20 protein-coding genes and 2 pseudogenes are annotated in these 24,243 nt (G+C 64.7%); 8 read left to right on the top strand and 14 right to left on the bottom strand.

Annotated elements, in window-relative coordinates:
- Positions 1 to 30 precede the first annotated feature (30 nt).
- Together OUY36_RS11940 and OUY36_RS11935 are read right to left on the bottom strand one after the other, a co-directional pair.
- A pseudogene (locus OUY36_RS11940) lies at positions 31 to 440 on the bottom strand (TAXI family TRAP transporter solute-binding subunit); the annotation flags it as partial.
- 25 nt (positions 441 to 465) lie between these two features.
- Entirely contained in the window at positions 466 to 1,710 is a 1,245-nt protein-coding gene (locus tag OUY36_RS11935) for a D-amino acid dehydrogenase (RefSeq protein ID WP_267934446.1), read from the bottom strand.
- A gap of 121 nt (positions 1,711 to 1,831) precedes the next feature.
- Between OUY36_RS11935 and OUY36_RS11930 the strand changes: the two genes are divergently transcribed.
- Both OUY36_RS11930 and zapE read left to right on the top strand, forming a co-directional pair.
- Entirely contained in the window at positions 1,832 to 2,740 is a 909-nt protein-coding gene (locus OUY36_RS11930; RefSeq protein ID WP_267934444.1) for a LysR family transcriptional regulator, read from the top strand.
- A gap of 41 nt (positions 2,741 to 2,781) precedes the next feature.
- On the top strand, positions 2,782 to 3,891 hold the full coding sequence (zapE, locus tag OUY36_RS11925; RefSeq protein WP_267934443.1) for a cell division protein ZapE: 1,110 nt from the start codon (positions 2,782 to 2,784) through the stop codon (positions 3,889 to 3,891).
- A gap of 8 nt (positions 3,892 to 3,899) precedes the next feature.
- Here the strand turns inward: zapE and OUY36_RS11920 are convergent, their stop codons facing one another.
- Entirely contained in the window at positions 3,900 to 4,178 is a 279-nt protein-coding gene (locus tag OUY36_RS11920; RefSeq protein WP_102826002.1) for a peptidylprolyl isomerase, read from the bottom strand.
- Positions 4,179 to 4,354: 176 nt separating this feature from the next.
- On the opposite strand from OUY36_RS11920, the gene OUY36_RS11915 reads away from it, so the two are divergent.
- From OUY36_RS11915 to OUY36_RS11900, 4 genes are all read left to right on the top strand, one after another.
- Entirely contained in the window at positions 4,355 to 5,485 is a 1,131-nt protein-coding gene (locus tag OUY36_RS11915; RefSeq protein ID WP_267934442.1) for a gluconokinase, GntK/IdnK-type, read from the top strand.
- A 51-nt stretch (positions 5,486 to 5,536) separates the two neighbouring features.
- Positions 5,537 to 6,814 carry a TRAP transporter large permease gene (locus OUY36_RS11910; RefSeq protein ID WP_110776893.1) on the top strand — a complete coding sequence of 426 codons (1,278 nt, stop codon included), beginning with the start codon at positions 5,537 to 5,539 and terminating at the stop codon, positions 6,812 to 6,814.
- Between the two features lie 62 nt (positions 6,815 to 6,876).
- Positions 6,877 to 7,893 carry a TRAP transporter substrate-binding protein gene (locus OUY36_RS11905; protein ID WP_042928151.1) on the top strand — a complete coding sequence of 339 codons (1,017 nt, stop codon included), beginning with the start codon at positions 6,877 to 6,879 and terminating at the stop codon, positions 7,891 to 7,893.
- Between the two features lie 58 nt (positions 7,894 to 7,951).
- Positions 7,952 to 8,971 carry a LacI family DNA-binding transcriptional regulator gene (locus tag OUY36_RS11900; RefSeq protein ID WP_267934441.1) on the top strand — a complete coding sequence of 340 codons (1,020 nt, stop codon included), beginning with the start codon at positions 7,952 to 7,954 and terminating at the stop codon, positions 8,969 to 8,971.
- 24 nt (positions 8,972 to 8,995) lie between these two features.
- Here OUY36_RS11900 and OUY36_RS11895 read toward each other — a convergent pair whose 3' ends face one another.
- Complete coding sequence (locus tag OUY36_RS11895) at positions 8,996 to 9,907, bottom strand: LysR family transcriptional regulator (protein WP_200629848.1); 912 nt, start codon at positions 9,905 to 9,907, stop codon at positions 8,996 to 8,998.
- Positions 9,908 to 10,053: 146 nt separating this feature from the next.
- Here OUY36_RS11895 and OUY36_RS11890 point away from each other — a divergent pair, with 146 nt between their 5' ends.
- Positions 10,054 to 11,280, top strand: coding sequence for an acyl-CoA dehydrogenase (locus OUY36_RS11890; protein ID WP_013982861.1), 1,227 nt, complete (start codon positions 10,054 to 10,056; stop codon positions 11,278 to 11,280).
- Positions 11,281 to 11,371: 91 nt separating this feature from the next.
- Here OUY36_RS11890 and xylB read toward each other — a convergent pair whose 3' ends face one another.
- The 10 genes and pseudogenes from xylB to xthA all read right to left on the bottom strand — a co-directional run bounded on the left by xylB (position 11,372) and on the right by xthA (position 23,377).
- Positions 11,372 to 12,895 carry a xylulokinase gene (gene xylB / locus OUY36_RS11885; protein WP_267934438.1) on the bottom strand — a complete coding sequence of 508 codons (1,524 nt, stop codon included), beginning with the start codon at positions 12,893 to 12,895 and terminating at the stop codon, positions 11,372 to 11,374.
- 10 nt (positions 12,896 to 12,905) lie between these two features.
- Positions 12,906 to 14,384: a mannitol dehydrogenase family protein gene (locus tag OUY36_RS11880; RefSeq protein ID WP_267934437.1), complete on the bottom strand. Its 1,479-nt coding sequence runs from the start codon at positions 14,382 to 14,384 to the stop codon at positions 12,906 to 12,908.
- A gap of 106 nt (positions 14,385 to 14,490) precedes the next feature.
- Complete coding sequence (locus tag OUY36_RS11875) at positions 14,491 to 15,594, bottom strand: ABC transporter ATP-binding protein (RefSeq protein WP_267934436.1); 1,104 nt, start codon at positions 15,592 to 15,594, stop codon at positions 14,491 to 14,493.
- 38 nt (positions 15,595 to 15,632) lie between these two features.
- Positions 15,633 to 16,466 (bottom strand): carbohydrate ABC transporter permease, encoded by an 834-nt coding sequence (locus OUY36_RS11870; RefSeq protein ID WP_267934435.1) that lies wholly within the window; start codon positions 16,464 to 16,466, stop codon positions 15,633 to 15,635.
- Between the two features lie 10 nt (positions 16,467 to 16,476).
- Complete coding sequence (locus tag OUY36_RS11865) at positions 16,477 to 17,421, bottom strand: carbohydrate ABC transporter permease (protein WP_267934434.1); 945 nt, start codon at positions 17,419 to 17,421, stop codon at positions 16,477 to 16,479.
- A gap of 74 nt (positions 17,422 to 17,495) precedes the next feature.
- Positions 17,496 to 18,803 carry an ABC transporter substrate-binding protein gene (locus OUY36_RS11860; RefSeq protein WP_267934433.1) on the bottom strand — a complete coding sequence of 436 codons (1,308 nt, stop codon included), beginning with the start codon at positions 18,801 to 18,803 and terminating at the stop codon, positions 17,496 to 17,498.
- A gap of 298 nt (positions 18,804 to 19,101) precedes the next feature.
- On the bottom strand, positions 19,102 to 20,007 hold the full coding sequence (locus tag OUY36_RS11855) for an AraC family transcriptional regulator (protein ID WP_267934432.1): 906 nt from the start codon (positions 20,005 to 20,007) through the stop codon (positions 19,102 to 19,104).
- 66 nt (positions 20,008 to 20,073) lie between these two features.
- Positions 20,074 to 21,005: pseudogene (locus tag OUY36_RS11850) on the bottom strand (carbohydrate kinase family protein).
- Between the two features lie 99 nt (positions 21,006 to 21,104).
- A complete protein-coding gene (locus tag OUY36_RS11845; protein WP_267934431.1) occupies positions 21,105 to 22,469 on the bottom strand; it encodes a substrate-binding domain-containing protein in 1,365 nt (454 codons plus the stop codon).
- A 95-nt stretch (positions 22,470 to 22,564) separates the two neighbouring features.
- Positions 22,565 to 23,377, bottom strand: coding sequence for an exodeoxyribonuclease III (gene xthA, locus OUY36_RS11840; RefSeq protein ID WP_267934430.1), 813 nt, complete (start codon positions 23,375 to 23,377; stop codon positions 22,565 to 22,567).
- A gap of 220 nt (positions 23,378 to 23,597) precedes the next feature.
- On the opposite strand from xthA, the gene OUY36_RS11835 reads away from it, so the two are divergent.
- Complete coding sequence (locus OUY36_RS11835) at positions 23,598 to 24,233, top strand: GNAT family N-acetyltransferase (RefSeq protein WP_063540519.1); 636 nt, start codon at positions 23,598 to 23,600, stop codon at positions 24,231 to 24,233.
- Positions 24,234 to 24,243 lie beyond the last annotated feature (10 nt).

Genomic DNA, 24,243 nt, shown 5'->3' with positions numbered 1-24,243 from the left:
GCGGGCGCTGTCGCCCGCTGATGTCGTCGCCTACAGCCAACCCTTCTCCTTGTAATAACGCTCGGCGCCCTCGTGCAGCGGCGCAGTCAGTCCGACGCGGATCATGTCCTCGGCTTGAAGCTCGGCGAAGGCCGGATGCAGGCGCTTGAATCGTTCGAGGTTGTCGAATACCGACTTGACCAGTTGGTAGACCCACTTCGGGGGCGGTCTTGCTGGTGGTGGCCAGAACCGCCTTGCCGCCGATCGAGGGGACCGCGTCAACGACACCCGGATAGAGCCCGCCGGGGATCGGCGCCGCGCTGTAGTAGTCGGCCTTGGCGAGCATAGCGTCGATTGCCTCGCCCTGGACCGGGATGATCCGCGCTTTCACGTTCGTCAGTGCTTCCTGGATCGCACCACTGGCCCACTACATAGGTGATGGCATCCAGGTTGTTGTCGCCCGGTCGGAACGGTACGGCTGTGAGATCAGCAGGTTAGGCTCAGCCCCTGCAGCGAAACCGCTGGCGGCGATCCGCCGATTTCGCTGGCGAGCAGGTCGGCGCTGCCGCAGGCGAGCGTGAAGCCCAGGCTGCCGTGGCCGACGTTGAGCCAGAGATTATCGATGCCGCTGCGGCCGATCAGCGGCGTGCCCTCCGGTGTGGCTGGGCGCAGACCTGCCCATTTGCGGGCGTGCCGGTAGTCCCCCGCGTCGGGGAAGGTCGCGCCAGCCAGGCGCTGCAGCGTCGCGATGCGTTTGTGGTCGAGTGCGCTGTCCCAGCCGCCGATATCCACCATTGCCGCGACGCGCAGCTGATCGTCGAGGCGGGCGTAGACGACCTTGTTGTCGTAATCGGTGACGTTGGTCTGCGGCACCTGGCTCCGTTCGCCCAGCGGCAGGGTCAGGCTGTAGCCCTTGAGCGGATAGATCGGCAGATCGATGCCCAGTGGCCGCAGCAGCCCGACGCTGCCGGTGCCGGCCGCCACTACCAGATGGTCGATGGAGACTTCATCGACCCCGAGCACGACGGCGCGGACGCGCTTGCCTTCGCTGCGCAAAGCGCTTACCGATTGCCCGGTATGCAGACGAAACCGAGTGGATGCGCGTAGTCGCTGCAGCAGCTCGGTGCAGAACAGATGGCAGTCGGCAACCTCGTCGCCGGGCGAATAGATGCCGCCGTGCAGCGATGCCGCCAGCGGCGCCAGCGCCGGCTCGACGTCGACGCATTGCGCGGCGTCCAGCAGCCGCTGCCCGGAATCGTCGTCGATGCCCGCCGCGCCTTTGTGCAGGCTGTGCTGATCGCGATAGATCACCAGCTTGCCGTTGGCGCGCCAGGCGAAGCCGTCCAGCTGGTCCTGCTCGCGCCAGTTGCGCAGGATCTGCTGGCTGTGCAGGGCGAGCCGCAGCAAGTGAGCCGCGTTGCGCCGATTGACCGAGCGCTGGCACGCCAGCAGGAACTGCAGGCACCAGCGCCACTGGTGCAGACTTGCCTGCGGTCGGAAGCGCAGCGGGGCATCGGCTCCGCGCAGCATCCAGCCAATCGCCTGCAGCGGCACGCCGGCATCGGCCAGGGGGGAAACGTAGCGATAGCTGAGCTGCCCGCCATTGGCGAAGCTGGTTTCCAGGGCAACATCGTCGCGCCGTTCGATCAGCACCACGCTGTGCCCCTGGCGCACCAATGAATAGGCCGTGGCAAGCCCGATGACCCCTGCGCCGATGACTGCTACCCGCATGCAACCGCTCCTCCGACCCGATCAGCGCAGCCTAGGCCGCGTGTTAGCGAGGCGGCCAATGAAAGGATGGAACGTTCCCATAACCTGCGGTTATGCTCGATTGACTGAAGGGGGGACATGCATGCGGTTGCGTCATATCGAACTGTTCCAGGCGATCCTGCAAACTGGCAGCCTGACGGCCGCGGCCGAGCTGCTGCATATCTCCCAGCCGGCGGCGAGCAAGATTCTCAAGCATGCCGAGCAGCAACTGGGCTTTGCGCTGTTCGACCGGGTGCGCGGCAAGCTGCAGCCCACCGCCGAGGCGCGGGTGTTGCAGCAGCAGACCGAACGCCTGGCGATCGACCTGCAGAATCTGCGGCGGCTTGCAGACAACCTCGGCCGGGGCGAGGAGTGCGCACTGCGCCTGATCTGCACGCCGGCGCTGGCTCAGGCGCTGCTGCCACAGGCGTTGCGCGCCTGGCGCGAGCGATTTCCACGGACGGTCTGTCAGCTCGCGACGCAGCACACGGCGGAAATCGTCGAGGCCCTGCTACTGCGTGAAGCCGATCTCGGGCTGACGTCACAGGCGGTTGAGCATCCGGGGCTCAGCAGCCGATTGCTGGCCGAGGGACGCATGCGTGTGATCGCGCCGCCTGGCTGGTGGCAGCCGGATGAACTGCACCGCCCGCTGCGGCTGCAGGCCTTGGCGGGTAAAGCACTGGTCGGCATCGACGCCCGCGATGCACTGGGCAGCCTGTTGCGCGGCCACATAGAGGAGCTCGATTCGCCGCCGCGCGTCGTTACCTGGGTGCAGACCTATCAGCTGGCGCGACAGCTGGTGTCCGCGGGGCAGGGCGTGGCGCTGGTCGATCCGTTCACCGCGCTGGCGGCCACTGGCGGCGAGGTGCAGACCCGTCTGCTCGAGCCCGCCGTCAGCGTGCCGGTCTATGCGTTGACCCGTGTTCACGAGCAGCCGCTACCGGCGCAGGCGATGTTGCTGGAGCAGCTCCGCGCCCAGGCCGAGCGACTGCTGCAGGATGGGCACAACTGAGCGGTCGCGCGCTACCATGGCGGCTTTTGCGCCGGACGATCATGCACGCCGACTCGCCCCGTGAACGCTACCAGCAGGCAATCGCACAAGACGGTTTCGTTGCCGATGCGGCTCAACAGCGCGCCGTTGCACGGCTTCAGGCCTGTCATGAGGCGCTGCTTTCAGGTGGGGACCTGCCGCTTGGCGTCTACCTATGGGGACCGGTCGGGCGCGGCAAGACCTGGCTGATGGACCTGTTTAACGCAAGCCTGACGGTTCCGTCGCGGCGGCAGCATTTCCACCATTTCATGCGCTGGGTGCATATCCGGCTGTTCCAGCTCAACGGCACGGCCGATCCGTTGCAGGCCCTGGCGAGAGAACTCTCGCAAGAGATTCGCGTGCTCTGCTTCGACGAGCTGTTCGTCGGCGACATCGGCGACGCGATCATCCTGGGGCGCCTGTTCCAGGTGCTCTTCGAGCACGGCGTGGTGATCGTCTCCACCTCCAATCAACCGCCGGAGCAGTTGTATGCCGATGGGTTCAATCGCGAGCGTTTTCTGCCGGCCATCGATGCCATCGTTCAACACATGCATGTGGTGGATGTGGATGGTGGCGCCGATCACCGCCTGCGTCCCGGCGCTGTGTTGCAGCGCTACTGGATCGCCCCGTTCGACGGCGCCACTGCGTTAGCCGCGACGTTCGAGGCGCTGTCCGATGGTGCGGTCAGCACCGAGCCACTCGCACTCAGCCGTCGTCCGCTCGACGTCGTGCGGCGTAGCGAATCGGTGCTCTGGTGCCGCTTCGCCGACCTCTGCGAGCAGCCGTTTTCGGCGCTGGACTTCATCGAGCTGTGCGACCGTTTCACGGCGATCCTGATTGGTGACGTGCCCAGGCTGGGTGGCACGCAGCGCGATGGGCGCATAGCCCGTGGCACCGAGGATGGAGCCGCGCGGGTCGAGGCGGGCGACCGCCAACTGCCCAGGCTCGCCGCGCGGGATGATGCCGTGCGCCGCTTCATCGCGCTGGTGGACGAATGCTACGACCGACGGATTCCGCTCTATATCGAAGCTGAGGTGGCACTGGACGAGCTGTATACCGCGGGCTATCTGGCATTCCCGTTCCGCCGCACGCTCAGTCGCCTGCGGGAGATGCAGCTGCAGCGCTTTGGCTGAGCGCTGGCTCAGTCGCGGTAGAACACCTGCACCAGGTGGTAGCCGAACTGGCTCTTTACCGGGCCGTGCACTTCGCGCAGCGGCTTCTTGAAGATCACCTGATCGATGCTGCGCACCATCTGTCCCGGGCGCACTTCGCCGAGATCGCCACCTTTCTTGCCGGACGGGCAAGTCGAGTACTTGCGCGCCAGCACGTCGAACGCCTCGCCGTTGGCCAGGCGCTTTTTCAGCTGCGCGGCTTCGGCCTCGGTCTTGACCAGAATGTGGCGGCACATGGCTTTGGGCATGCTCGATGTCCTCGATTGCACAGGGGCGCGATTGTAGTCATGCCGCCGCGAAAGTCGACCGGCATACCGTTTCGATGCAGGCGATACGTGACTGATCGGTCGACGAGCGGTAGTTCTATCGCGCCGTTTGATAGCGCTAACATCCGACCAAACAAGCAAAACAATGGATTTCTCACATGCCTTCAGTGCATACCTCAAAGGCTTCCGCGCTTCCGGTGCTGGTCGTCATGGGCGTCAGCGGTTCCGGCAAGACCGACACCAGCCACGCCGTAGCCGACGCGCTCGGCCTGCCGCACATCGAAGCGGACAACTTTCACCCGGCAGAGAACGTGGCGCGCATGCGTGCCGGCACGCCGCTGTCCGACGCCGATCGCGTGGAGTGGCTGCACGCGCTGATCGCTGAAATGCAGCGCACTTTAGCGGCAGGCAGCGGCTTCGTGCTGGCTTGCTCGGCGCTCAAGCGCAGCTACCGGGAGTTGCTGCGCAGTGCGGTTCCGGAGCTGCGTTTCGCCCATCTGGCCATCGATTACGAAACCGCCGTGCAGCGCGTCGGCGGACGGCCGGGCCATTTCATGCCGATTTCCCTGGTCGACAGCCAGTTCGCCACCTTGGAATCACCCGAGGGCGAACCCGGCGTACTGACGGTGGATGCCAGCCAGCCCCGCGAAGTCGTCTTGCGCCAGATCGTCGATTGGATGCAGGGCGCCGGTCTGGATGAGCTGATCGAAACCCGTGTCGATCTTTCCTCGCGTCCGTTTGATAGCGCTACCACGGCGCCGCCTTTGACCAACGAGCCGATCTACAGCGGCACGGTCGCCCAGCACTTCGACCGCCTGACCGACTGGCTGATGGCCGCGCTGATGGCCTTCATGGTCATCGTGGTGTTCTCCAGCGTGGTGCTGCGTTATGCCTTTGGCACCGGTTGGACGGGCGCCGAGGAACTGTCGCGGCTGGCATTCGTCTGGCTGGTGTTCGTCGGCGTCGCTTCGAGCATGCGTCGCGGCGAGCTGATGAGTTTCTCCATGCTGCGCGACCGCTTCCCGTGGCTGTTCCGCCGCGTCGTCGACTCCCTCAGCTGGCTGCTGGTGGCAGCTGCGAGCTGCTTGGCGGCCTGGGGCGGTTGGAACCAGATGCAGTTCGGCTGGACCATCAACAGCCCGGTGGTCGGTTATCCGCTGGGCCTGGCGATGCTGCCGGTGGCTGCCAGCATGGTCGCGCTGGCGGTACTGGCGCTGGTGCAGCTGGTGAATGTCTGGCGGCGCGATCAGCCATCGGCCACTGCCGCTGCGAATGTCACCGCGGACTGAAGCGACGCCGCATTCAGAACAATACGGGCACTGCCCAACCGAGGACCTTGTATGACCGTCGTCGTCTTCCTTTCATCGCTGCTGGGCTTCATGACGCTTGGCATGCCCATCGCCTTCGCGCTGCTGCTCACCGGCGCGGTGCTGATGTGGTACCTGGATTTCTGGGACGTGCAGCTCTTGGCGCAAAACCTTCAGGCCGGCGCTGACAGCTTCCCGCTGCTGGCGGTGCCGTTCTTCATCCTGGCCGGCGAACTGATGAATGCCGGCGGCATCTCGCGGCGCATTATCGCCATGGCGCAGGCCTATTTCGGTCACAAGCGTGGCGGCCTGGGTTACGTGGCGATTGCCGCCTCGGTGCTGCTGGCCAGCATGTCCGGCTCGGCGTTGGCCGATACCGCCGCGCTGGCGACGCTGCTGCTGCCGATGATGCGCGAGCGCGGCTACCCGCTGAGTTCGTCGTCGGGCCTGGTGGCGGCTGGCGGGATCATCGCGCCGATCATCCCGCCGTCGATGCCGTTCGTGATCTACGGCGTAGTCACCGGCACGTCGATCAGCCAGCTGTTTCTCGCCGGCATGGTGCCGGGGCTGATCATGGGCATGGGTCTGATCGTGGCCTGGACGCTGATCGCCCGGCGGATCGATGAACCGAAACAGGAAAAGGCCAGCGCCGCCGAACGCCGTCGTGTGCTGGTCGACGGTGCTGCCGCGCTGATGCTGCCGGTGATCATCGTTGGCGGGCTGCGTGGCGGCCTGTTCACCCCGACCGAAGCGGCGGTGGTCGCCGCCGTCTATGCCTTGGCCGTTTCGACCCTGCTGTATCGCGAGCTGAACTGGGCCGGGCTGGTCGAGGTGCTGACCCGTGCCAGCCGCACCACGGCGTCGGTGATGTTTCTCTGCGCCGCGGCGACGGTATCGGCGTACATGATCACCCTGGCGCAATTGCCCGACGAGATCGCCGCGATGCTCGGCCCGCTGGCGCAGGACCCGAAACTGCTGATGATCGCCATCATGCTGCTGATGATCGCCGTCGGCATGGTGCTGGACCTGACGCCGACCATCCTGATCCTCGGCCCGGTGCTGGCGCCGATCGCGATCAAGGCCGGCATCGACCCGGTGTACTTCGGTGTGATGTTCGTGCTGATCGGGTCCATCGGGCTGATCACGCCGCCAGTGGGCACGGTGCTCAACGTGGTCGGCGGCATCGGCCGACTGCGCATGGAAACCCTGGTGCGTGGCGTCATGCCGTTCTTCCTTATCTATCTGGTGATCGTCGGGCTGCTTATCGCCGTGCCCTCGATCATCACCGTACCCCTGGCCTGGCTGCGGTAACGCCGGTCGTGCAACCCCAGCGTTCAACAACCCAACGTCCAACAACAAGAAGGTAACGCGACATGAAACGACTTCTCATCAGCACCCTGGCCGCCGCCTTGCTCGGCAGCACACTCAGCCTCGGTTACGCGCAGGCCGCGGACGACATCCGCCCACGCATGATCCGCTTCGGTTACGGCCTCAACGAAGACAGCAACCAGGGCAGGGCAGCCAAGCTGCTGGCCGAGGAGGTGGCCAAGGCCTCGGGCGGCAAGCTGAAGGTGCGCACCTTCGCCTCCGCCAGCCTCGGTTCGGACGACCAGATGCAGAACGCACTGATCGGCGGCGCGCAGGAAATGATGGTCGGCTCGACCGCGACGCTGGTCGGCATCAGCAAGGAGATGGCGGTGTGGGATACGCCGTTCCTGTTCACCGACCCGCGCCAGGCCGATCAGGTACTGGACGGTCCGGTGGGCCGGCAGGTGATGGACAAGCTCGAGGAGAAAGGCCTGGTTGGGCTGGTGTACTGGGAGAACGGTTTTCGTAACGTGACCAATAGTGCGCGGCCGATCGAGAAGCTCGAGGACTTCGAGGGCATCAAGCTGCGCGTGATGCCCAATCCGGTGTTCATCGACACCTTCAAGCGCATGGGCGCCAATGCGGTGCCGCTGCCGTTCTCCGAGCTGTTCACCGCGCTGGAAACCAAGGCAGTCGACGGCCAGGAAAACCCCTACAACACCATCCTCTCGTCCAAGTTCTATGAGGTGCAGAAGTACCTGAGCGTGACCAATCACGTCTACAGCCCCTGGATCGTCACGGTGTCCAAGCGCTGGTGGGACGGGCTGTCCGCGACCGAGCAGGGCATCCTCATGGACGCTGCGGAAAAGGCCCGCGATGCCGAGCGCGAGGACACCCGTCGCGAGGCCAGTCAGGCGCTGGCGGCGCTGAAGGAACGTGGCATGCAGATCAACGAGGTCAGTCCCGAGGAAATCCAGCGCATGCGTGAGCAGGCGCAGCCGGCGATCCAGACGGTGATCGATGCGGTCGGCCAGGACCTGTTCGATCAGGTGCAGGCCGAAGTGGAAAAGGCCGCACCTTAGGAGGCGCCCCCGGAATGCCCGCTGCTAGAATCCGCCGCTTTCGACCAATGGAACGCGCATGACCACACGCCGACGCCGCTCTGCCGAGCGGGTAACCCTCTCGGATGTCGCACGTAGCGCCGGCTGCTCGCTGATGTCGGCATCCCGCGCGCTGTCGCAACCGGATCTGGTTTCCGATGCATTGCGTGAGCGTGTCGAGCAGGCGGTCAAGGCGCTCGGCTACGTGCCGCATCCGGCGGCGCGCAGCCTGGCCAGTTCGCGTTCCAATCTGGTCGCGGTGATCATTCCTTCGCTGTCCAACGCGGTGTTCGTCGACACGGTCGAGGCCATCCAGCGCGTGCTGATGCCGGCGGGCTACGAAATGATGATCGGCGTCAGCCACTATCGGCCCGAAGAGGACGAGCGCCTGCTGCGCGCCTATCTGGCCCATCAACCGGCCGGCTTGCTGATCACCGGGTTCGAGCGCAGCGATACCGCGCGTGCAGTGCTGGCCAACTACACCGCACCGATGGTTACCCTGATGGAGCTGAGCGAGCGGCCGGACGACTACTGCGTAGGCTTCTCGCAACTGGAAGCCGGCGCGGCCATGACCCGCACGCTGTTGGAGCGTGGCTACCGTCACGTCGCCTTCGCCGCAGCGCAGCTCGACCCTCGCACCCTGCAACGCGCCGAAGGCTACCGTCAGGCCATGCGCCAGGCGGGTCGCTATGAGCCGACTCTGGAGCTGCTGACGCCGCAGCTGTCATCCATCGGTCTAGGTGCCGAGCTGCTGGATCGGCTGCTGGCGCAGCATCCGCAGATCGACGCGGTGTTCTTCAACAACGACGACCTGGCTCTGGGTGCGCTATTTCGCGCCCATCAGCTGGGGCTCGACGTGCCGGGGCGTCTGGCGATCGCCGGTTTCAACGACCTGCCGGCCGCAGCCTGGATGCACCCCGCGCTGAGCACGGTGCGCACCCAGCGTGGCGAGATCGGCGAGCTGGCGGCGCAGATGCTGCTGAGCCTGATGCGCGGTCAGCAGCCTGCGGAGCGCTGTATCGATGTGGGCTTCGAAGTGGTGATGCGCGACAGCGCCTGAGGCGGGCTTTCACCCGCCAAGGCATCAGAGATCCTGCTGCGCGGTGACCTGCTGGGCGATCTCGATCATCTGCTCGCGCATCCAGCGGTTGGCCGGGTCCTGATCGGTGCTTTCGTGCCAGTAGATGTGGGTTTCCAGCGGCTGAATATCTACCGGTAGGTCCATCTGGTGCAGATTGTGTCGACGGGCGAAGCGCTCGGGAACGGTCACCGCCATGTCGGTCTGGTCGATCACCTGGGTCGCCATCAGGTAGTGCTGCGAGCGCAGGGCGATCTTGCGCTGCAGGCCCATCTTGCCCAATGCCAGGTCCACCAGACCGAGCCCGCTGCGGCGGCTGGAAATGTGGATGTGCGACAGCGACAGGTATTGCTCCAGGGTGAGCTTGTCCTTGGCCAGCGGGTGGCCGCGGCGCACGGCGCAGATGTAACGATCTTCCAGCAGCTTGACGTGACGGACCTGCGGGTCGGTGTTGAGCGGCGCGTCCATGGCGAAATCCAGACGTCCGGCGGCCAATTCCTTGGTTGTCTCGCGGCGCTTGGCCAGCATGCTCTCGATCTTCACGTTCGGTGCCAGGCGGCGCAGGCGCTGGAACAGCGGCGGCAGCATCACCGCCTCGGTGAGGTCGGTCATGCTGATGCGGAACGTCTTGTTTGCCTGCGCCGGGCTGAAGGTGCGGCTTTCCTGCACCGATACCCGCAGCAGCTGCAGCGCATTGCGCACCGGGCCGATGATGTTCTGCGCCATCGGCGTCGGCACCATGCCCTGGGCGGTGCGCACGAACAGCGGATCGTTGAACGTCTCGCGCAAGCGGGCAAGGGCGTTGGAAACAGCGGGCTGGGTGATGCCGACGATCTGCCCGGCGCGTGTCAGGTTCGCTTCGGTGTAGATGGCATCGAAGACGATGAAAAGATTCAGATCGACCTTGTTCAGGTTCATTGTTGTGCTCTCCGGCGTGTATCGGAATTCGCCGATCATATATCGGTGATGAATGTTTATACACGAGGAAAATAGCTTAGATAAATCACCAGGCCTCCTCTAGCATTCAAAACTACAAAACATTACCTGCCAGAAGGTTGTCGCCCATGAATTTCGCCTACTCCCCGAAGGTTCAAGAGCTGAGAGAGCGCGTGCAAGCGTTCATGGATGCTCACGTCTATCCCGCCGAAAAGGTGTTCTACCAGCAGGTCGCCGAGGGTGACCGCTGGCAGCCGACCGCCATCGTCGAGGAGCTCAAGGCCAAGGCCAAGGCGGAGGGGCTGTGGAATCTGTTCCTGCCGGAATCGGAACTGGGCGCCGGCCTGACCAATACCGAATACGCGCCGCTGGCGGAAATCATGGGCAGCTCGGGCCTCGGCCCGGAAGCGTTCAACTGCTCGGCGCCGGACACCGGCAACATGGAAGTACTGGTGCGCTACGGCAGCGAGGCGCAGAAGCGCGAGTGGCTGGAACCGTTGCTGCGCGGCGAGATCCGTTCGGCCTTCGGCATGACCGAGCCGGGTGTGGCTTCGTCCGACGCCACCAACATGGAAGCCCGCGCGGTGCGTGAGGGTGACGAGTGGGTCATCAACGGTCGCAAGTGGTGGACCTCCGGCGCCTGCGACCCGCGCTGCAAGATCATGATCTTCATGGGCCTGACCAACCCGGACGCGCCGCGCCATGCCCAGCACTCGATGATCCTGGTGCCGATGGATACTCCCGGCGTGAAGGTGCTGCGCCCGCTGCCGGTGTTCGGCTATGACGACGCCCCGCACGGCCACGCGGAAGTGCTGCTGGAAAACGTGCGGGTACCGTACGAGAACGTCATCCTCGGTGAAGGCCGCGGCTTCGAGATCGCCCAGGGGCGTCTCGGCCCGGGCCGCATCCACCACTGCATGCGCTCGATCGGTGTCGCCGAGCGCGCACTGAAGCTGATGTGCGAACGTGCCGTCAGCCGTACCGCCTTCGGCAAGCCGCTGGCCCGGCTGGGCGCGAACTTCGACCACATCGCCGAGTGCCGCATCGAGATCAACATGGCGCGCCTGCTGACACTGAACGCGGCGTACATGATGGATACCGTGGGCAACAAGATCGCCGCCAGCGAGATCGCCCAGATCAAGGTGGTCGCACCCAACGTGGCGCTGAAGGTCATCGATCGCGCCATCCAGATTCACGGCGGCGCCGGGGTTTCCGAGGACTTCCCGCTGGCGCACTGGTGGGCGATGCAGCGTACCCTGCGCCTGGCCGATGGCCCGGACGAGGTGCATCGGGTCGCCATTGCCCGTCACGAGCTGGGCAAGTACGTGCCGCGCGAGGCGCTGCGCAGCCGCTAAGGCGTCGTCCCGGGGAAAGGACCAAAGGCAAAGCCACACACCGTGGCTTTGCCTTTTTTATGACCGTTGGCCTGTAATCGAGCGCGACGCCTCAGGAGGCGACCGGCGTCAGCTCCGGTGGTGTATGCCGACCGTAGGTGCTCGCCACCAGCTGCCGATAGCGCCGATAGGCCTGTTCATAAGCCCGAACCGATTCCGCCTGCGGCTCGACCGCTGTGCCTTCATCGACCCGCACGCAGCGCGCGCACAGCGCCGCGAGGCTGGCGATGGGGTTGCTCTGTCGTGCATGGCACCACGCCGCCTGTATCGCGCCGCCCAGCGCCGCCGCTTCGCTGTGGGTGGTACAGACCACCGGGGTTTCCATCATGTCGGCGACGATCTGGCGCCACAGTGGATTCTTCGCGCCGCCGCCGATCAGCTGGATGCGCTCGCTGCGGATGCCGCTTTCACGCAGCAGGTCCAGGCCATAGCGCAGGCCGAAGGTCACGCCCTCGACAACGGCCCGGCAGAGGTTTGCGCGGGTGAGGTTTTCCGTGGTCAGGCCGTGCAGGCTGGCACTGGCCTGGGGCAGGGCGGGGACGCGCTCGCCGTTGAGGAAAGGCAGCAGAGTGACGCCGTCACAGCCGATTGGCGCCTGCGCTACGAGTGCGTTGAACGATTCGAGATCGAGCTGCAGCAGGTCGCGGATCGCGGCGTTGGCGTTGGTCAGGTTCATGGTGCAGATCAATGGCAGCCAGCCTCCACTGGACGAGCAGAAGGTGGCGACTGCTGGCTGGGGGCTGATGCGCGGCGTGTCCGAATAGGCGTAGAGCGTGCCGGAGCTACCCAGGCTCATGGTGATGGCGCCGGGGCGGATATTGCCGGTACCGATGGCGCCCATCATGTTGTCGCCACCGCCACTGGATACGATGGCGTCAGGGTTCAGCCCGAGCTGTCCGGCGATTTCCGGACGCAGCCGGCCCACGGCTTTGTCCGGTGCGATCAGCTCGGGCAGTGCCGCCTCCAGCCGACCGCTCGGGTCGATGTGGCGCAGGATGTCGATATCCCATTCGCGCGTTCGTAGGTTGAAATAGCCGGTGCCGGACGCGTCGCCGTACTCGGCGCAGGCGCGCCCGGTGAGCCAATGATTCAGGTAATCGTGCGGCAGCAGGATCTGCGCAATCTGCTCGAAGAGTGCGGGATGCTGCGCCTTCATCCACAAGAGTTTCGAGACGGTGTAGCCCGGCGCGATGACGACGCCGAGGCGCTCGAGCGATCCCTGTTCCCCGCCCAGCCAGTCGAGCAGCGCGGCGTTTTCCGTAGCCGATTCCGTGTCGCACCAGAGCTTGGCCGGGCGCAAGACGCGGCCCGCGGCATCGAGCGTGACCAGGCCGTGTTGCTGCCCGGACACACCGATGCCCAGCACCTCGCGACCGTCTACTCCGGCCTCGGTAAGGGCGGCTTTCGTAGCGGTGGCGAACGCGGTTGTCCATTGCGTGACGTCCTGCTCGCGGCGGCCATTGGCGCCGCTGATGAGCGTGTGCGCCGCCGAGCCCTGGCCGAGCACGCGCCCGCTGGCGGCATTGAGCAACAGCGCCTTGGTGCCCTGGGTACCGCAATCGATCCCGAGAAACATGCCGGGTCCCTCACTGCGTCAGCAATAGATCAAGGGTGCCGCTCACCGCTAGCGTGCGCAGCCGCAGCAGGTTGCGCTCGAAGGCATCGCGGAAGGCGAGCGAACGCGGAATCTGCGTGCCGAAGATCTCCTCGCGCCCCAGCAGGCGTTCGGTGAGGCCGTCGTCCTCCGCGACAAGGGATTGGCAGAAATCCGCGCGCGGATCCGGGATGCGGTACCGCTCGCCGTTTTCATCGACGCCCCGCAGATACAGCGCCCAGGCGGCGACCACCAGGGCGGCCCGGTCCAGGGCGGCGTTATCGGCGATCAGGCGGTTGATGGTCGGCACGGTGAACTTGGGAAACTTCGACGAGCCGTCGGAGCACACCCGCTCCAGCTGGTCGGCGATGGCGCAGTTGGAGAAGCGCTCGATCAGGGTCTGCTTGTAGCGGGTGAGATCGATGCCTGGCACGGGAGCCAGTTGCGGAGTGACGTCCTCGTCCATGTAGCGGCGGATGTACTCGGCGAACAGCGGATCGGCCATGGTTTCGTGGACGAAGCGATAACCGCGCAGGAAGCCCAGGTAGGTCAGCGCGAGGTGGCTGCCGTTGAGCAGCTTGATCTTCATCTCCTCATAGGGTGAAACGTCGTCGGTGAACTGCACGCCGACCTTTTCCCAGGCCGGCCGGCCGGCGACAAAGCGGTCTTCCAGTACCCATTGCACGAAGGGTTCGCAGACCACCGGCCAGGCGTCATCGAGGCCGTGCTGCTGCCTGAGGTCCTGGCGATGCGCCGTGCTGGTCATGGGCGTGATGCGGTCGACCATGGCGTTGGGAAAGCAGACGTTGCGCTCGATCCAGCGGGCCAGGTCGGGGTCGACCAGGCCGGCGTAGGCCAGCGTGGCCTTGCGGGTCACGTCGCCGTTGTGGGGGAGGTTGTCGCAGGACATCACCGTGAAGGGCCCGACGCCGTCGCCGCGCCGCTTGGCCAGCGCCGCGCAGAGCAGGCCGAACACGCTGACCGGGCTGCGCGGATGCTGCAGGTCATGTTGAATCTGCGGCAGTTGCGCATTGAACTGGCCGGTGCTGTCGTCCAGGCAATAGCCGCCCTCGGTGATGGTCAGCGAGACGATGCGAATCGCCGGATCGGCCAGGCGGGCAACGACCGCCTCGGAACCATCCTCGTCCACCAGCAGCATGTCGCGAATGCTGCCGATCACCCGGACCTCGGTGTCAGGCCGGTCGTCGAGCTCGACCAGGGTGTAGAGATAGTCCTGCGAGGCCAGCGCGTCGCGCATCGAGCGTTCCTCGGCGCGTGTGCCGATGCCGCAGATGCCCCATTCCAGCCCCTCGCCGGTGTTCATCAGCGCATCGGTGTAGGCCGCCTGGTGGGCGCGGTGAAAACCACCTACGCCGATGTGGGCGATGCCGGTGGTGACCTCGGCCAGGCGGTAGTTGGGGCGCGCGATAGGGGCCGGCAGCTGTGGCAGATTCGCTTCTTTCAACTTCATCTCGGGCCTCGCTGGGCTTGAGTGTGGAAAAGCCGGGGGCGGGATCGCTGCCATTGCGGGCGCAGCGATCTGCCGGTAAGTCAGGGCTCGGGTGGCTATAGGTCGGTCAGGCCGCCTGCTGTGGCGACTGGCCGACTGCGACGCCATTGCTGTCGAAGAGGTGGCAATGGGCGGCTTCCAATGTCAGCGACAGCGACTCGCCATAGCGCGGGGTGAAGTCACCGCGGATGCGCATGGTCAGCTGCTCGCCGTTGCCGGTGACCACGTGGCAGTAGGTGTCGCTGCCCAACCGCTCGCTGACGTCGGCCTTCACGGTCAACTGGCAGTTGCCTTCGCTGCCACGGTTGAGGTGCTCCGGGCGGATGCCAAGGGTGACCGGATCGCCCGCCTTCAGCGTGGCGCCGCTCACCGGCAGGAACAGACGACAACCGGCGTCGAGCTCGACTTCGCAGCCGCTGGCTTCGACACGGCTTGCGCGGCCCTTGAGAAAGCCCATCTTCGGCGTGCCGAGAAAGCCCGCGACGAAGAGGTTGGCCGGATGGTGATAGAGCTCCATGGGCGAGCCGACCTGCTCGATTCGCCCGCCGTTGAGCACCACCACCTTGTCGGCCAGGGTCATGGCCTCGACCTGGTCATGGGTCACGTAGATCATCGTGGCCTGCAGCTCCTGGTGCAGGCGCGACAGCTCCAGACGCATCTGCACACGCAGTGCGGCATCGAGGTTGGACAGGGGCTCATCGAAGAGAAACACCTTGGGGTTGCGCACGATGGCGCGGCCGATGGCGACGCGTTGGCGCTGGCCGCCGGAGAGCTGGCGTGGCTTGCGTTCGAGCAGCGGTTCCAGCTCCAGGGTGCGCGCGGCCGCTTCGATCTTGCGGGCAACCTCCTGTTTGTCGGCACCGGCCAGGTCCAGGGCGAAGGACATGTTCTTGCGCACCGTCATGTGCGGGTAGAGCGCATAGGTCTGGAACACCATGGCCAGGTCGCGCTTGGCCGGGCTGACATCGGTGATGTCGCGCCCGTCCAGTTCGATCCGCCCGCTGCTGACCTCCTCGAGCCCGGCGATCAGGCGCAGCAGGGTGGACTTGCCACAGCCGGAGGGGCCGACGAAGACGACGAATTCGCGGTCGCGGATGTCCAGGTCGATGCCCTTGATGATCTCGTTGCCGTCGAAGCCTTTCTTCAGGTTGTGGATCTTCAGGTCTGCCATGTTCGAATCCTCAGTTGTTCTTGGTTGTCAGGCGGCGCTCATTTCACAGCGCCGAACGACAGGCCGCGCACCAGCTGCTTCTGGCTGATCCAGCCGAAGATCAGGATGGGGGCGCAGGCGAGGGTGGAGACGGCCGAGAGCTTGGCCCAGAACAGGCCTTCGGGGCTGGAGTACGAGGCGATCAGCGCGGTCAGCGGCGCGGCGTTGGACGAGGTCAGGTTCAGCGACCAGAAGGCTTCGTTCCAGCACAGGATCAGCGACAGCAGCATGGTCGAGGCGAGCCCGCCCTTGCTGATTGGCAGCAGCACGCGAACCATTTCCTGCATCAGCGTGGCGCCGTCCATGCGGGCCGCTTCGAGGATGTCGCGCGGGATGTCCTTGAAGTAGGTGTAGATCATCCACACCAGGATCGGCAGGTTGATCAGCGTGTAGATGATGATCAGCACTGCGTGGCTGTCCAGCAGGCCGAACTGCTTGGCCAGCAGGTAGATCGGCACCAGCACGCCCACCGGCGGCAGCATCTTGGTCGAGAGCATCCAGAGCAGGGTGCCCTTGGTGCGCTTGGTCTCGTAGAAGGCCATCGAGTACGCGGCGGGAATGGCGATGAGCATGCCCAGCGCGGTCGCGCCGAAGGAGATGGTCACCGAGTTCCAGGCGTACTTGAAGTAGCCGCTGCGGTCCTGGATGTGCAGGTAGTTTTCCAGCGTCGGCGTGAAGATGAACTGCGGCGGGGTGGCGAAGGCGTCGATCTCGGTCTTGAAGCTGGTGAGGATCATCCAGAAGATCGGGAAGAACAGCAGCAGCGCCACGGCCCAGGCGAACAGCCCGACCACCAGGGTGTTGAGGCGGCGACTTTGTTTGAGCGTCAGCATCGGTCTGTCCTCAGTATTTCTCGGTGAGATTCTTGCCGAGCATCCGCACCAGGATGATCGCCGCGATGTTGGCGATCACCACCGCGATCAGGCCGCCGGCCGAGGCCATGCCGACATCGAACTGCAGCAGCGCCTGGTTGTAGATCAGGTAGGCGAGGTTGGTGGAGGCGTAGCCGGGACCACCGCTGGTGGTGGTGAAAATCTCGGCGAATACCGAAAGCAGGAAAATGGTCTCGATCATCACCACGACCGCTATCGGGCGTGCCAGATGCGGCAGGGTCAGGTGCCAGAAGATCGCGATGGGGCCCGCACCATCCAGGCGAGCGGCTTCCTTCTGTTCCTGATCGAGGGACTGCATGGCCGTCATCAGGATCAGAATCGCGAAGGGCAGCCACTGCCAGGACACGATGATCACGATGGACGCCAGCGGATGCTGTGCGAGCCAGTCCACCGGCTGTGCGCCGAAGAACTTCCACACCGCCGCGAGAATGCCCGAGACCGGGTGATAGATGAGGTTCTTCCAGACCAGCGCGCTCACGGTCGGCATGATGAAGAACGGCGAGATCAGCAGCACGCGGACGATCCCTCGCCCCGCGAAGTCCGCCGCCTCCAGCAATGCCGAGATGAGCACGCCGAGTACCACGCTGATCAGCAGCACGCTGCCAACCAGGATCAGCGTGTTGGTCATGCCCGGGATGAAGCCTGCGTCAGTCAGGAAATAGTGGAAGTTCTCCAGCCCGACGAAATCGTTCTCACCGGGATAGAGCAGGTTGTAGCGGATCACCGAGAAATAGACGGTCATCGACAGCGGAACCAGTATCCACAGCAGCAACAGCGCAACGGACGGGCTAACGAGAAACCAGCTGGGGCCGAAGCGGCGTGACTTGCGCTCGCGCGGCTCGCTTGCCGTATCGGTGACAGGTGCCTTGGGCAAGGCTGCAGATGGGGTGGCCATGGTGTGCTCCGGCTGAAAGAAGGCCATGAGGGCTCTGGCGAGCCCTGTCCGGTTTCATCTTCGAAAGAAAATGCCTACTTGGGATAACCGGCGCGCTTCATCTCCCGCGTCGTGGTCTGCTGCACCGCGGTAAGCATCTGCTCGACCGGCATCTGCCCGGTCAGCGCGGCGGAGAACATCTTGCCGACCTGGGTGCCGATGGCCTGGAACTCAGGGATGGTGACCAGCTGGATACCGACATAAGGCACCGGCTTGGCCGATGGCGAGGCGGGATCGGCCTGCTTGAGCGACTCCAGGGTGATCTCCGCGAACGGCGCGGCCGCCATGTACTGCTCGTTGTAGGTGGACTCGCGCGTGCCCGGTGGCACGTTGGCGACGCCATCGGTCTCGGCGACGAGCTTGGCGTAGTCCTTGGAAGTCGCCCAGGCGGTGAAGGTCTTGGCGGCGTCCTTCTGCTGGGAGCTGGTGGGGATCGCCAGTGCCCAGGAGTACAGCCAGGCCGAGCCCTTGTCGGTTTCTTCCTGCGGGGCGAAGGTGAAACCGACCTTGTCGGCAACCTTGCTCTGCGATTCATCGGTCACGAAGGAGCCGGCAACGGTCGCATCGACCCACATGGCGCATTTGCCGCTGTTGAACAGCGCCAGGTTTTCGTTGAAGCCATTGCTGGAGGCGCCGGGCGGGCCGTACTTGCTCAACAGATCTACATAGAAGTTGGCGGCCTTGGTCCATTCGGGACCGTCGAATTCGGGCTGCCACTTCTCGTCGAACCAGCGCGCGCCGAAGGCGTTGGCGACGGTGGTGACCAGCGCCATGTTCTCGCCCCAGCCGGCCTTGCCGCGCAGGCAGATGCCGTACTGGTCCTCGCCAGGCTTGTGCAGCTTCTCGGCGAACTCGGCCATCTGGCTCCAGGTGGGGTGCTCGGGCATGTCCAGCCTGGCCTGTTCGAACAGGTCGGTACGGTAGTAGGTCATCGAGCTTTCGGCATAGAACGGCAGGGCGTAGAGCGTCCCGTCTACCGACAGGCCCTCGCGGACCGAGGGGAAGATGTCGTCCAGGTCGTAGTCGTCAGGGAGGTCGGTCATCGGAGCCAGCCAGCCCTTGTCACCCCACAGTGACGCTTCGTACATGCCGATGGTGAGCACGTCGAACTGGCCGCCCTGGGTGGCGATATCGGTGGTCAGGCGTTGGCGCAGCACGTTCTCTTCGAGCACCACCCAGTTGAGCTTGATGTCGGGATTCTGCTGTTCGAAGGTCTTGGAGAGGCGCTGCATGCGGATCATGTCCGCGTTGTTGACGGTGGCGACGGTGAGGGTTTCGGCGGCCTGGGCCAGCGCAATCGAGGCCATGCAGGCGGTACCGAGCAGCAAGTTGAATGCTTTCATTCGTGGACTCCTCTTCCAGATCAGGGCCTGGAAGCACTTATTGTTTTTGTTGTTACCCGCGTACTGCGCTACGAGCGTCTGGCAGGCATTACAACGCCGGCTGTGGCTGTGCGACAAAGCCGTGGCTGCACTCGCTTCGATACTTTTTTGCACTCGCTTGACCGAGGTGGGTTGCCGGCAGCGGCATCTTCCGGACCTGTTGTAGAGGCTCAAGAACGAGGCTTTGCCACGATCCTAAGAACGCGAGTGGCGCAGCGGGCGAGGATGAGGGCGCCGAATCCGCCCGGCCGGAAGCGTATCAGCTGGCCAGGTTCTGCTCGGTCAGGCGTTGTTCGACCAGGCGTCGATAGCGCGATGGGGTCATGCCCTTGAGCTGCTGGAAGCGGCGATTGAAATTGGACAGGTTGTTGAAACCTGATTCGAAGCAGACATCCGTGACCGGCTTGTCCTGATCGAGCAGCAGTTCGCAGGATTTGCTGATGCGCAGGCTGTTGACGAACTCGACGTAGCAGCGCCCGGTGGCGCGCTTGAAGAAGCGCGAGAAGTAGGTGGGTTTCATGCCGAGATGGCTGGCGACTTCCTCCAGCGGCAGCTCGCGCATGTAGTGTTCGAAGATGTAGTTGACCGCCATGTTGGTCCGGTCGGCCTGCTGCTCGTCGCTCAACTGTGCCGAGGTGGCGCCGGAGAGCAGCTGGTAGTCGTCGCACCCGGCAAGCAGCTCGAGCATGATCAGGAAATAGCCGAGGCGGGTGGCGCCGCGGCTGTCGGCGATCTGCTGCATCAGCTGGCGTGCCTGGGCGATGGTCTGCGGACAACGAAATTCGATGCCGTAGCGCGAGCGCTCGAGCATCGGCGTGAAGGTCCGCAGCTCGGAGAACACAGCGTGGCCGGCCTCGAGCATCTCGTCCGTGAAGTTGACCAGCATGTCGCGCTTGGCCACGACCTCGCCGTCCTCGACCTGACTGATCCAGTTGTGCGGCAGGTGCGGGCCGGTGAGAAACAGGCTGTCCGGTCCGAAATTGCCCACGTAGTCGCCGACGAACACCTTGCCGGAGCTGGCGACGATCAGATGCAGTTCGTATTCCTTGTGGTTGTGCCACCGCACCAGCGGGCAGGGGAAACCGTGTTCGCGATAGATCAGCGAGTTGCCGTGGTGATCGTCCATGAGTTCGTAGGACGGGTCGGAGATCTTCAACGCTCTCATGCAGGGTCCGTTGTCGTGAAAGGCCACGAAGGGTTATAGCCGCTGAGGGCGCAATGGCCAAACCGGTCAGGCAACTTCGTATCGGTAGGGTAGGTCCGGACCACGCCTTGAACAGGTGATGGCGGCGGCGCTGCTGGCGAAGGCGAGCATGGCCTGCAGTTGCGCAGGCGCCATCTGTGCGAGTCCGTGCGGCGAGTCCAGCTGCTGTTCGGCCAGGTAGGCGAGCAACGCGGCCTGGAAGGTGTCGCCGGCGCCCACGGTGTCACGCACCGTCACCGCCTGCGCTGCCACGTGCAACTGGCCGTGCTTGCGGCTGAAGAGCTGTGCGCCTTCGGCACCTCGGGTGAGCACCACCAGCTCGGCGTGATGGTCCAGCCAGCGCTGGACGATGCTCGCTGGCGCCATGTCTGGATAGAGCAGGGCCAGGTCCTCGTCGCTGACCTTGATCAGATGTGCGCGTTCGGCGAACGCCTCGACCCGCTCGCGCCAACGTTAGAGGCTGGGTTCGACGTTGAGGCGAATGTTCGGATCGAGTGAAATCAGGCGCTGGGCATGCTCGCGATGCAGCAAGGCCAGCAGCGTATCGGCAATCGGCGGCGTCACCAGCGAATAGGAACCGAAATGGATGCCGCGAATGCCAGCAGGCAACGGCTGCAGCTGTTCGGTGTGCAACAGGCGATCGGCACAGCCTTCACCGCGAAAGCTGTAGACCGGACTGCCATCGGCACCGATGGCGACCATCGCCAGGGTGGTCGGCGCATCGAAGATGGCGAGGTGCTCGGTGGCGATGCCTTCTTCCTGCAGCAGCTCTAGCAGGCGCTGACCGAAATGATCGCGCGAGAGCCCACCGAACAGCGCGGCCTGCGCGCCCAACCGGGCCAGCCCGACGGCAACGTTGAACGGCGAGCCACCTGCGACGGCTTCCAGATTCAGGCGACTGCGGCTTCAGTCGAGGCCGCGAACACATCGAAAAGTGCTTCACCACAGACGAGGTACATGGGCGATTCCTGCTGGCGGAAATCGCCCGAGCTTAAACCCGACGCCTGTAGCGGGACAGTACGCCCGCGGCTGGCGGCCGATACGATCTTGCACTCGTTTCAGTACACCCAGACTTCGACGCGGCGATTTTTGATGCGGCCAGCTTCGCTGTTAGATGCCACTGGAAGTTGATCGCCCAAGCCATTGATTTCCTTTACAAGAATGCCGCCACGAGCCAGTTCGCGACGCACCGCCATGGCGCGCAGCTTGGACAGCAACGCAGTCCGCGCGGGATCGTTGCGGGCGTCGCCGAAGCCGACCAGCACCGCCGCGTTCATCTGCTTGTCGTGGCTGTTGAGATAATCGATCAAACGCTGCACATCGCGCTGGGCCTTGTTGTCCAGCTGCGCGCTGCCTTCGGCGAAGCGGAAGTTGACCGTCAGCCGTTGCGCTTCGCGTGCCAACTGCTGGTAGGCAGCGGGCATCGCCGCCTGCGCCGGCAGCCTGATCGGCGCGATGGCCTGGGCCACGTAGCCGGATTTCTCGACGATGGCTTGCCCCGCAGGACTATGCACGAACGTCAGGAATTCGCGGGTCCATTTCGATTGCTTCTGTGGATCGGCGTAGAGGAACAGTCGCCGCGACAGGGGATAGTCTTCGGTGGCGACCAGGGCCGTGGTCGGTGGCATGGGCTGGGAATCGCCGTCGGTGATTGCCAGCGCCTTCGACTTGCCGACAGAGGCGAGACCGACAAAGCCGATGGCCCCGTTACGGCGGCTGACGGCCAGGGACAAGGCGTCGTTGGACTCGTAACGCGTTGCATTGGTAGCCAGCGTTTTGCCCTGGCTGCCCAGGACCAGTTCCTTGAAGGTGTCGTAGGTACCGGACTGGTCATCGCGAGCGTGCAACTCGACCGCTGCATTGGCACCGCCGAGCTCACGCCAGTTGGCGATCTCGCCTGAGAAGAGGCGTGCGACCTGTTCTACGCTGAGCGACTGCACCGGGTTATCGGGATGGACGATCACCGCCAGGCCATCGATGGCGATGACCTGTTCGCTCTCGGCGCTGCGCATGTCGCCCAGGGCGGCGAGGCTCTGCGCTTCGCTCTGCTTGATCGGTCGCGAAGCAGCGGCGAGGTCGGCAGCACCGTCTTTCAGCCCGGCGAATCCGGTACCGGTGCCATGGGCTGCGACCAGCGCCTGAATGGTCTTGCCTCGCTCGTCAAGGGCGGTGACGCGCTGCTCGTTCTCCTTGCCGGCCGGGGCGATGCGGACCGACTGCAGGCCCTTGGCCTCGAACAGGCCGGCCACCAGCATCGGTGCCAGCTTGGCACCCACGGTATTGGAGCCGTGGATGCGCAGTACGGCCGATCCGTCTGGCGGGGTGGGCGGGGCGGCGAGGCTGTTGCCGGAGGCGCTTCCAAGCGTGAGCAACAGCAGGGGCAGTGCCCGATTCCAGAACCGTCCAAACACTCGTGGCGTCATCTCGCGACCTCCTTGTAGAAGGCCGCGAGATTAAGACGATTCGGTTACCAATAAATGACAGCGCGGACGGCGCTGCAGGAATTGCGCAGCGGTCGTCAGCGCAGCTCGATCCACACCGGGCAGTGGTCCGAAGGCTTCTCCATCGCGCGGATCTCGTAGTCGACGCCGCAATCGGTCACGCGCTGGTGCAGCGCTGCGGTGGTCAGGATGTAGTCGATGCGCAGGCCGCGGCGCGGGTCATCCTCGAAACCGCGGCTGCGATAGTCGAACCAGCTGAAGCGATCGACGACTTCCGGGTTGAGGGTGCGGAAGCTGTCCTGCAGCCCCCAGCCCTTCAGGCGTTCGAGCCACTCGCGCTCTTCGGGGAGAAAGCTGCACTTGCCGGTGCGCAGCCAACGCTTGGCGTTCACTTCGCCGATACCGATGTCGCAGTCCTGCGGGGAAATATTGAAGTCGCCCATCAGCGCGAGGGATTCCTCGGGGCGGAACTGCTGTTCGAGCAGTGTCTGCAGGTCGGCGTAAAACTTGGTCTTGGCGGGAAACTTCACCGGATGGGCGCGGCTTTCGCCTTGGGGGAAGTAGCCGTTCATGACGGTGACCGGCTGGCCGTCGGCATCGGCGAACCGGCCCCAGATGAAGCGCTTCTGCGACTCCTCGCCGTCGCTGGGAAAGCCCTTGTGTATCTCCAGCGGTGCCTGGCGCGAGAGCAGGGCGACGCCGTAGTGGCCCTTCTGCCCGTGATAGTGGACGTGGTAGCCGAGCGCTTCGATCTCCGCCTGGGGAAACTGCTCGTCGGCCACCTTGGTTTCCTGAAGGCCGATGACGTCCGGCTGATGCTTGTCGATGATCGCAGAAAGCTGATGAGGTCTGGCGCGTAAGCCGTTGATGTTGAATGAAACGATTTTCATGAGGATTCCATGGGAGGGACGCTGTCGCGACGCGTATCAACGGCGCGCGCCGGTAACTGATGGACTTGAAGCGCTGATTCTAGAGACACCGTGCCGCAGGTACAAAGGCACTGTCACGGCGATTGCCGCGGCGCGCTCAGCTGGTCATCTGCCGACGTGGCGGGCGGCGCGAAGCGCTGCTAAGTTGCAATCACCCATCATGAAAAAGCCGAGAGCCGTCATGCCGATGTCCGCCGAGGTTCGTACGCTCGACAGTGGTTACGACCGCGAAACCCGTTCCCTGCTGTATCACGCCTACCGCCACGAACCGACCTTTGCCTACCTCTTCGAGGCCGACCGCCCGGGCTATCAACAGCGCGTGCGCGCGACCGTGCGGGAGCTGGTTAACCAGCATTTTCTGCAGCAGCAACCGGCGCTGGGGCTATTGCTGAACGACCGGCTGATCGCCGTTGCGCTGATTGCGCCGCCGCAGCGTCGGCTGGATATCACCGAGAGCTGGGCCTGGCGCGCGCGGATGCTGCTGACTGCCGGTTTCCGCTGTACGCGGCGCTATCTGGATTACCACGCCGCCGTGCTTGCCTGCCTGCCCAGCGATGCCGTGCACCTGCTACCGCTGCTCGGTGTGCACCCGCAGTTCCAGGGCCAGCACTACGGCGAGCAGCTGCTGGAAGCGGTGCATGAGTGGTGTGCCGAAGACGAAACCTCCCAGGGCCTGGTCATCGACACCGGCAACCCGCGCTACCTGAACTTCTATCAACGGCAGGGCTACGAAGAAATCGGCCAGGTCGCGGTAGGGCCGGTCGTCGAACATGTCTTCTTCCATCCGGCACCACGGCGGATGGAAGCGGCGCGCTAGGTGTGGGCGA

This window comes from Stutzerimonas sp. R40042 (assembly GCF_026642215.1).
GTDB classification, from domain to species: domain Bacteria; phylum Pseudomonadota; class Gammaproteobacteria; order Pseudomonadales; family Pseudomonadaceae; genus Stutzerimonas; species Stutzerimonas frequens.
The sequence above is the reverse complement of the archived record's forward strand: the minus strand, read 5'-3'. Positions and strand labels throughout refer to the sequence as shown.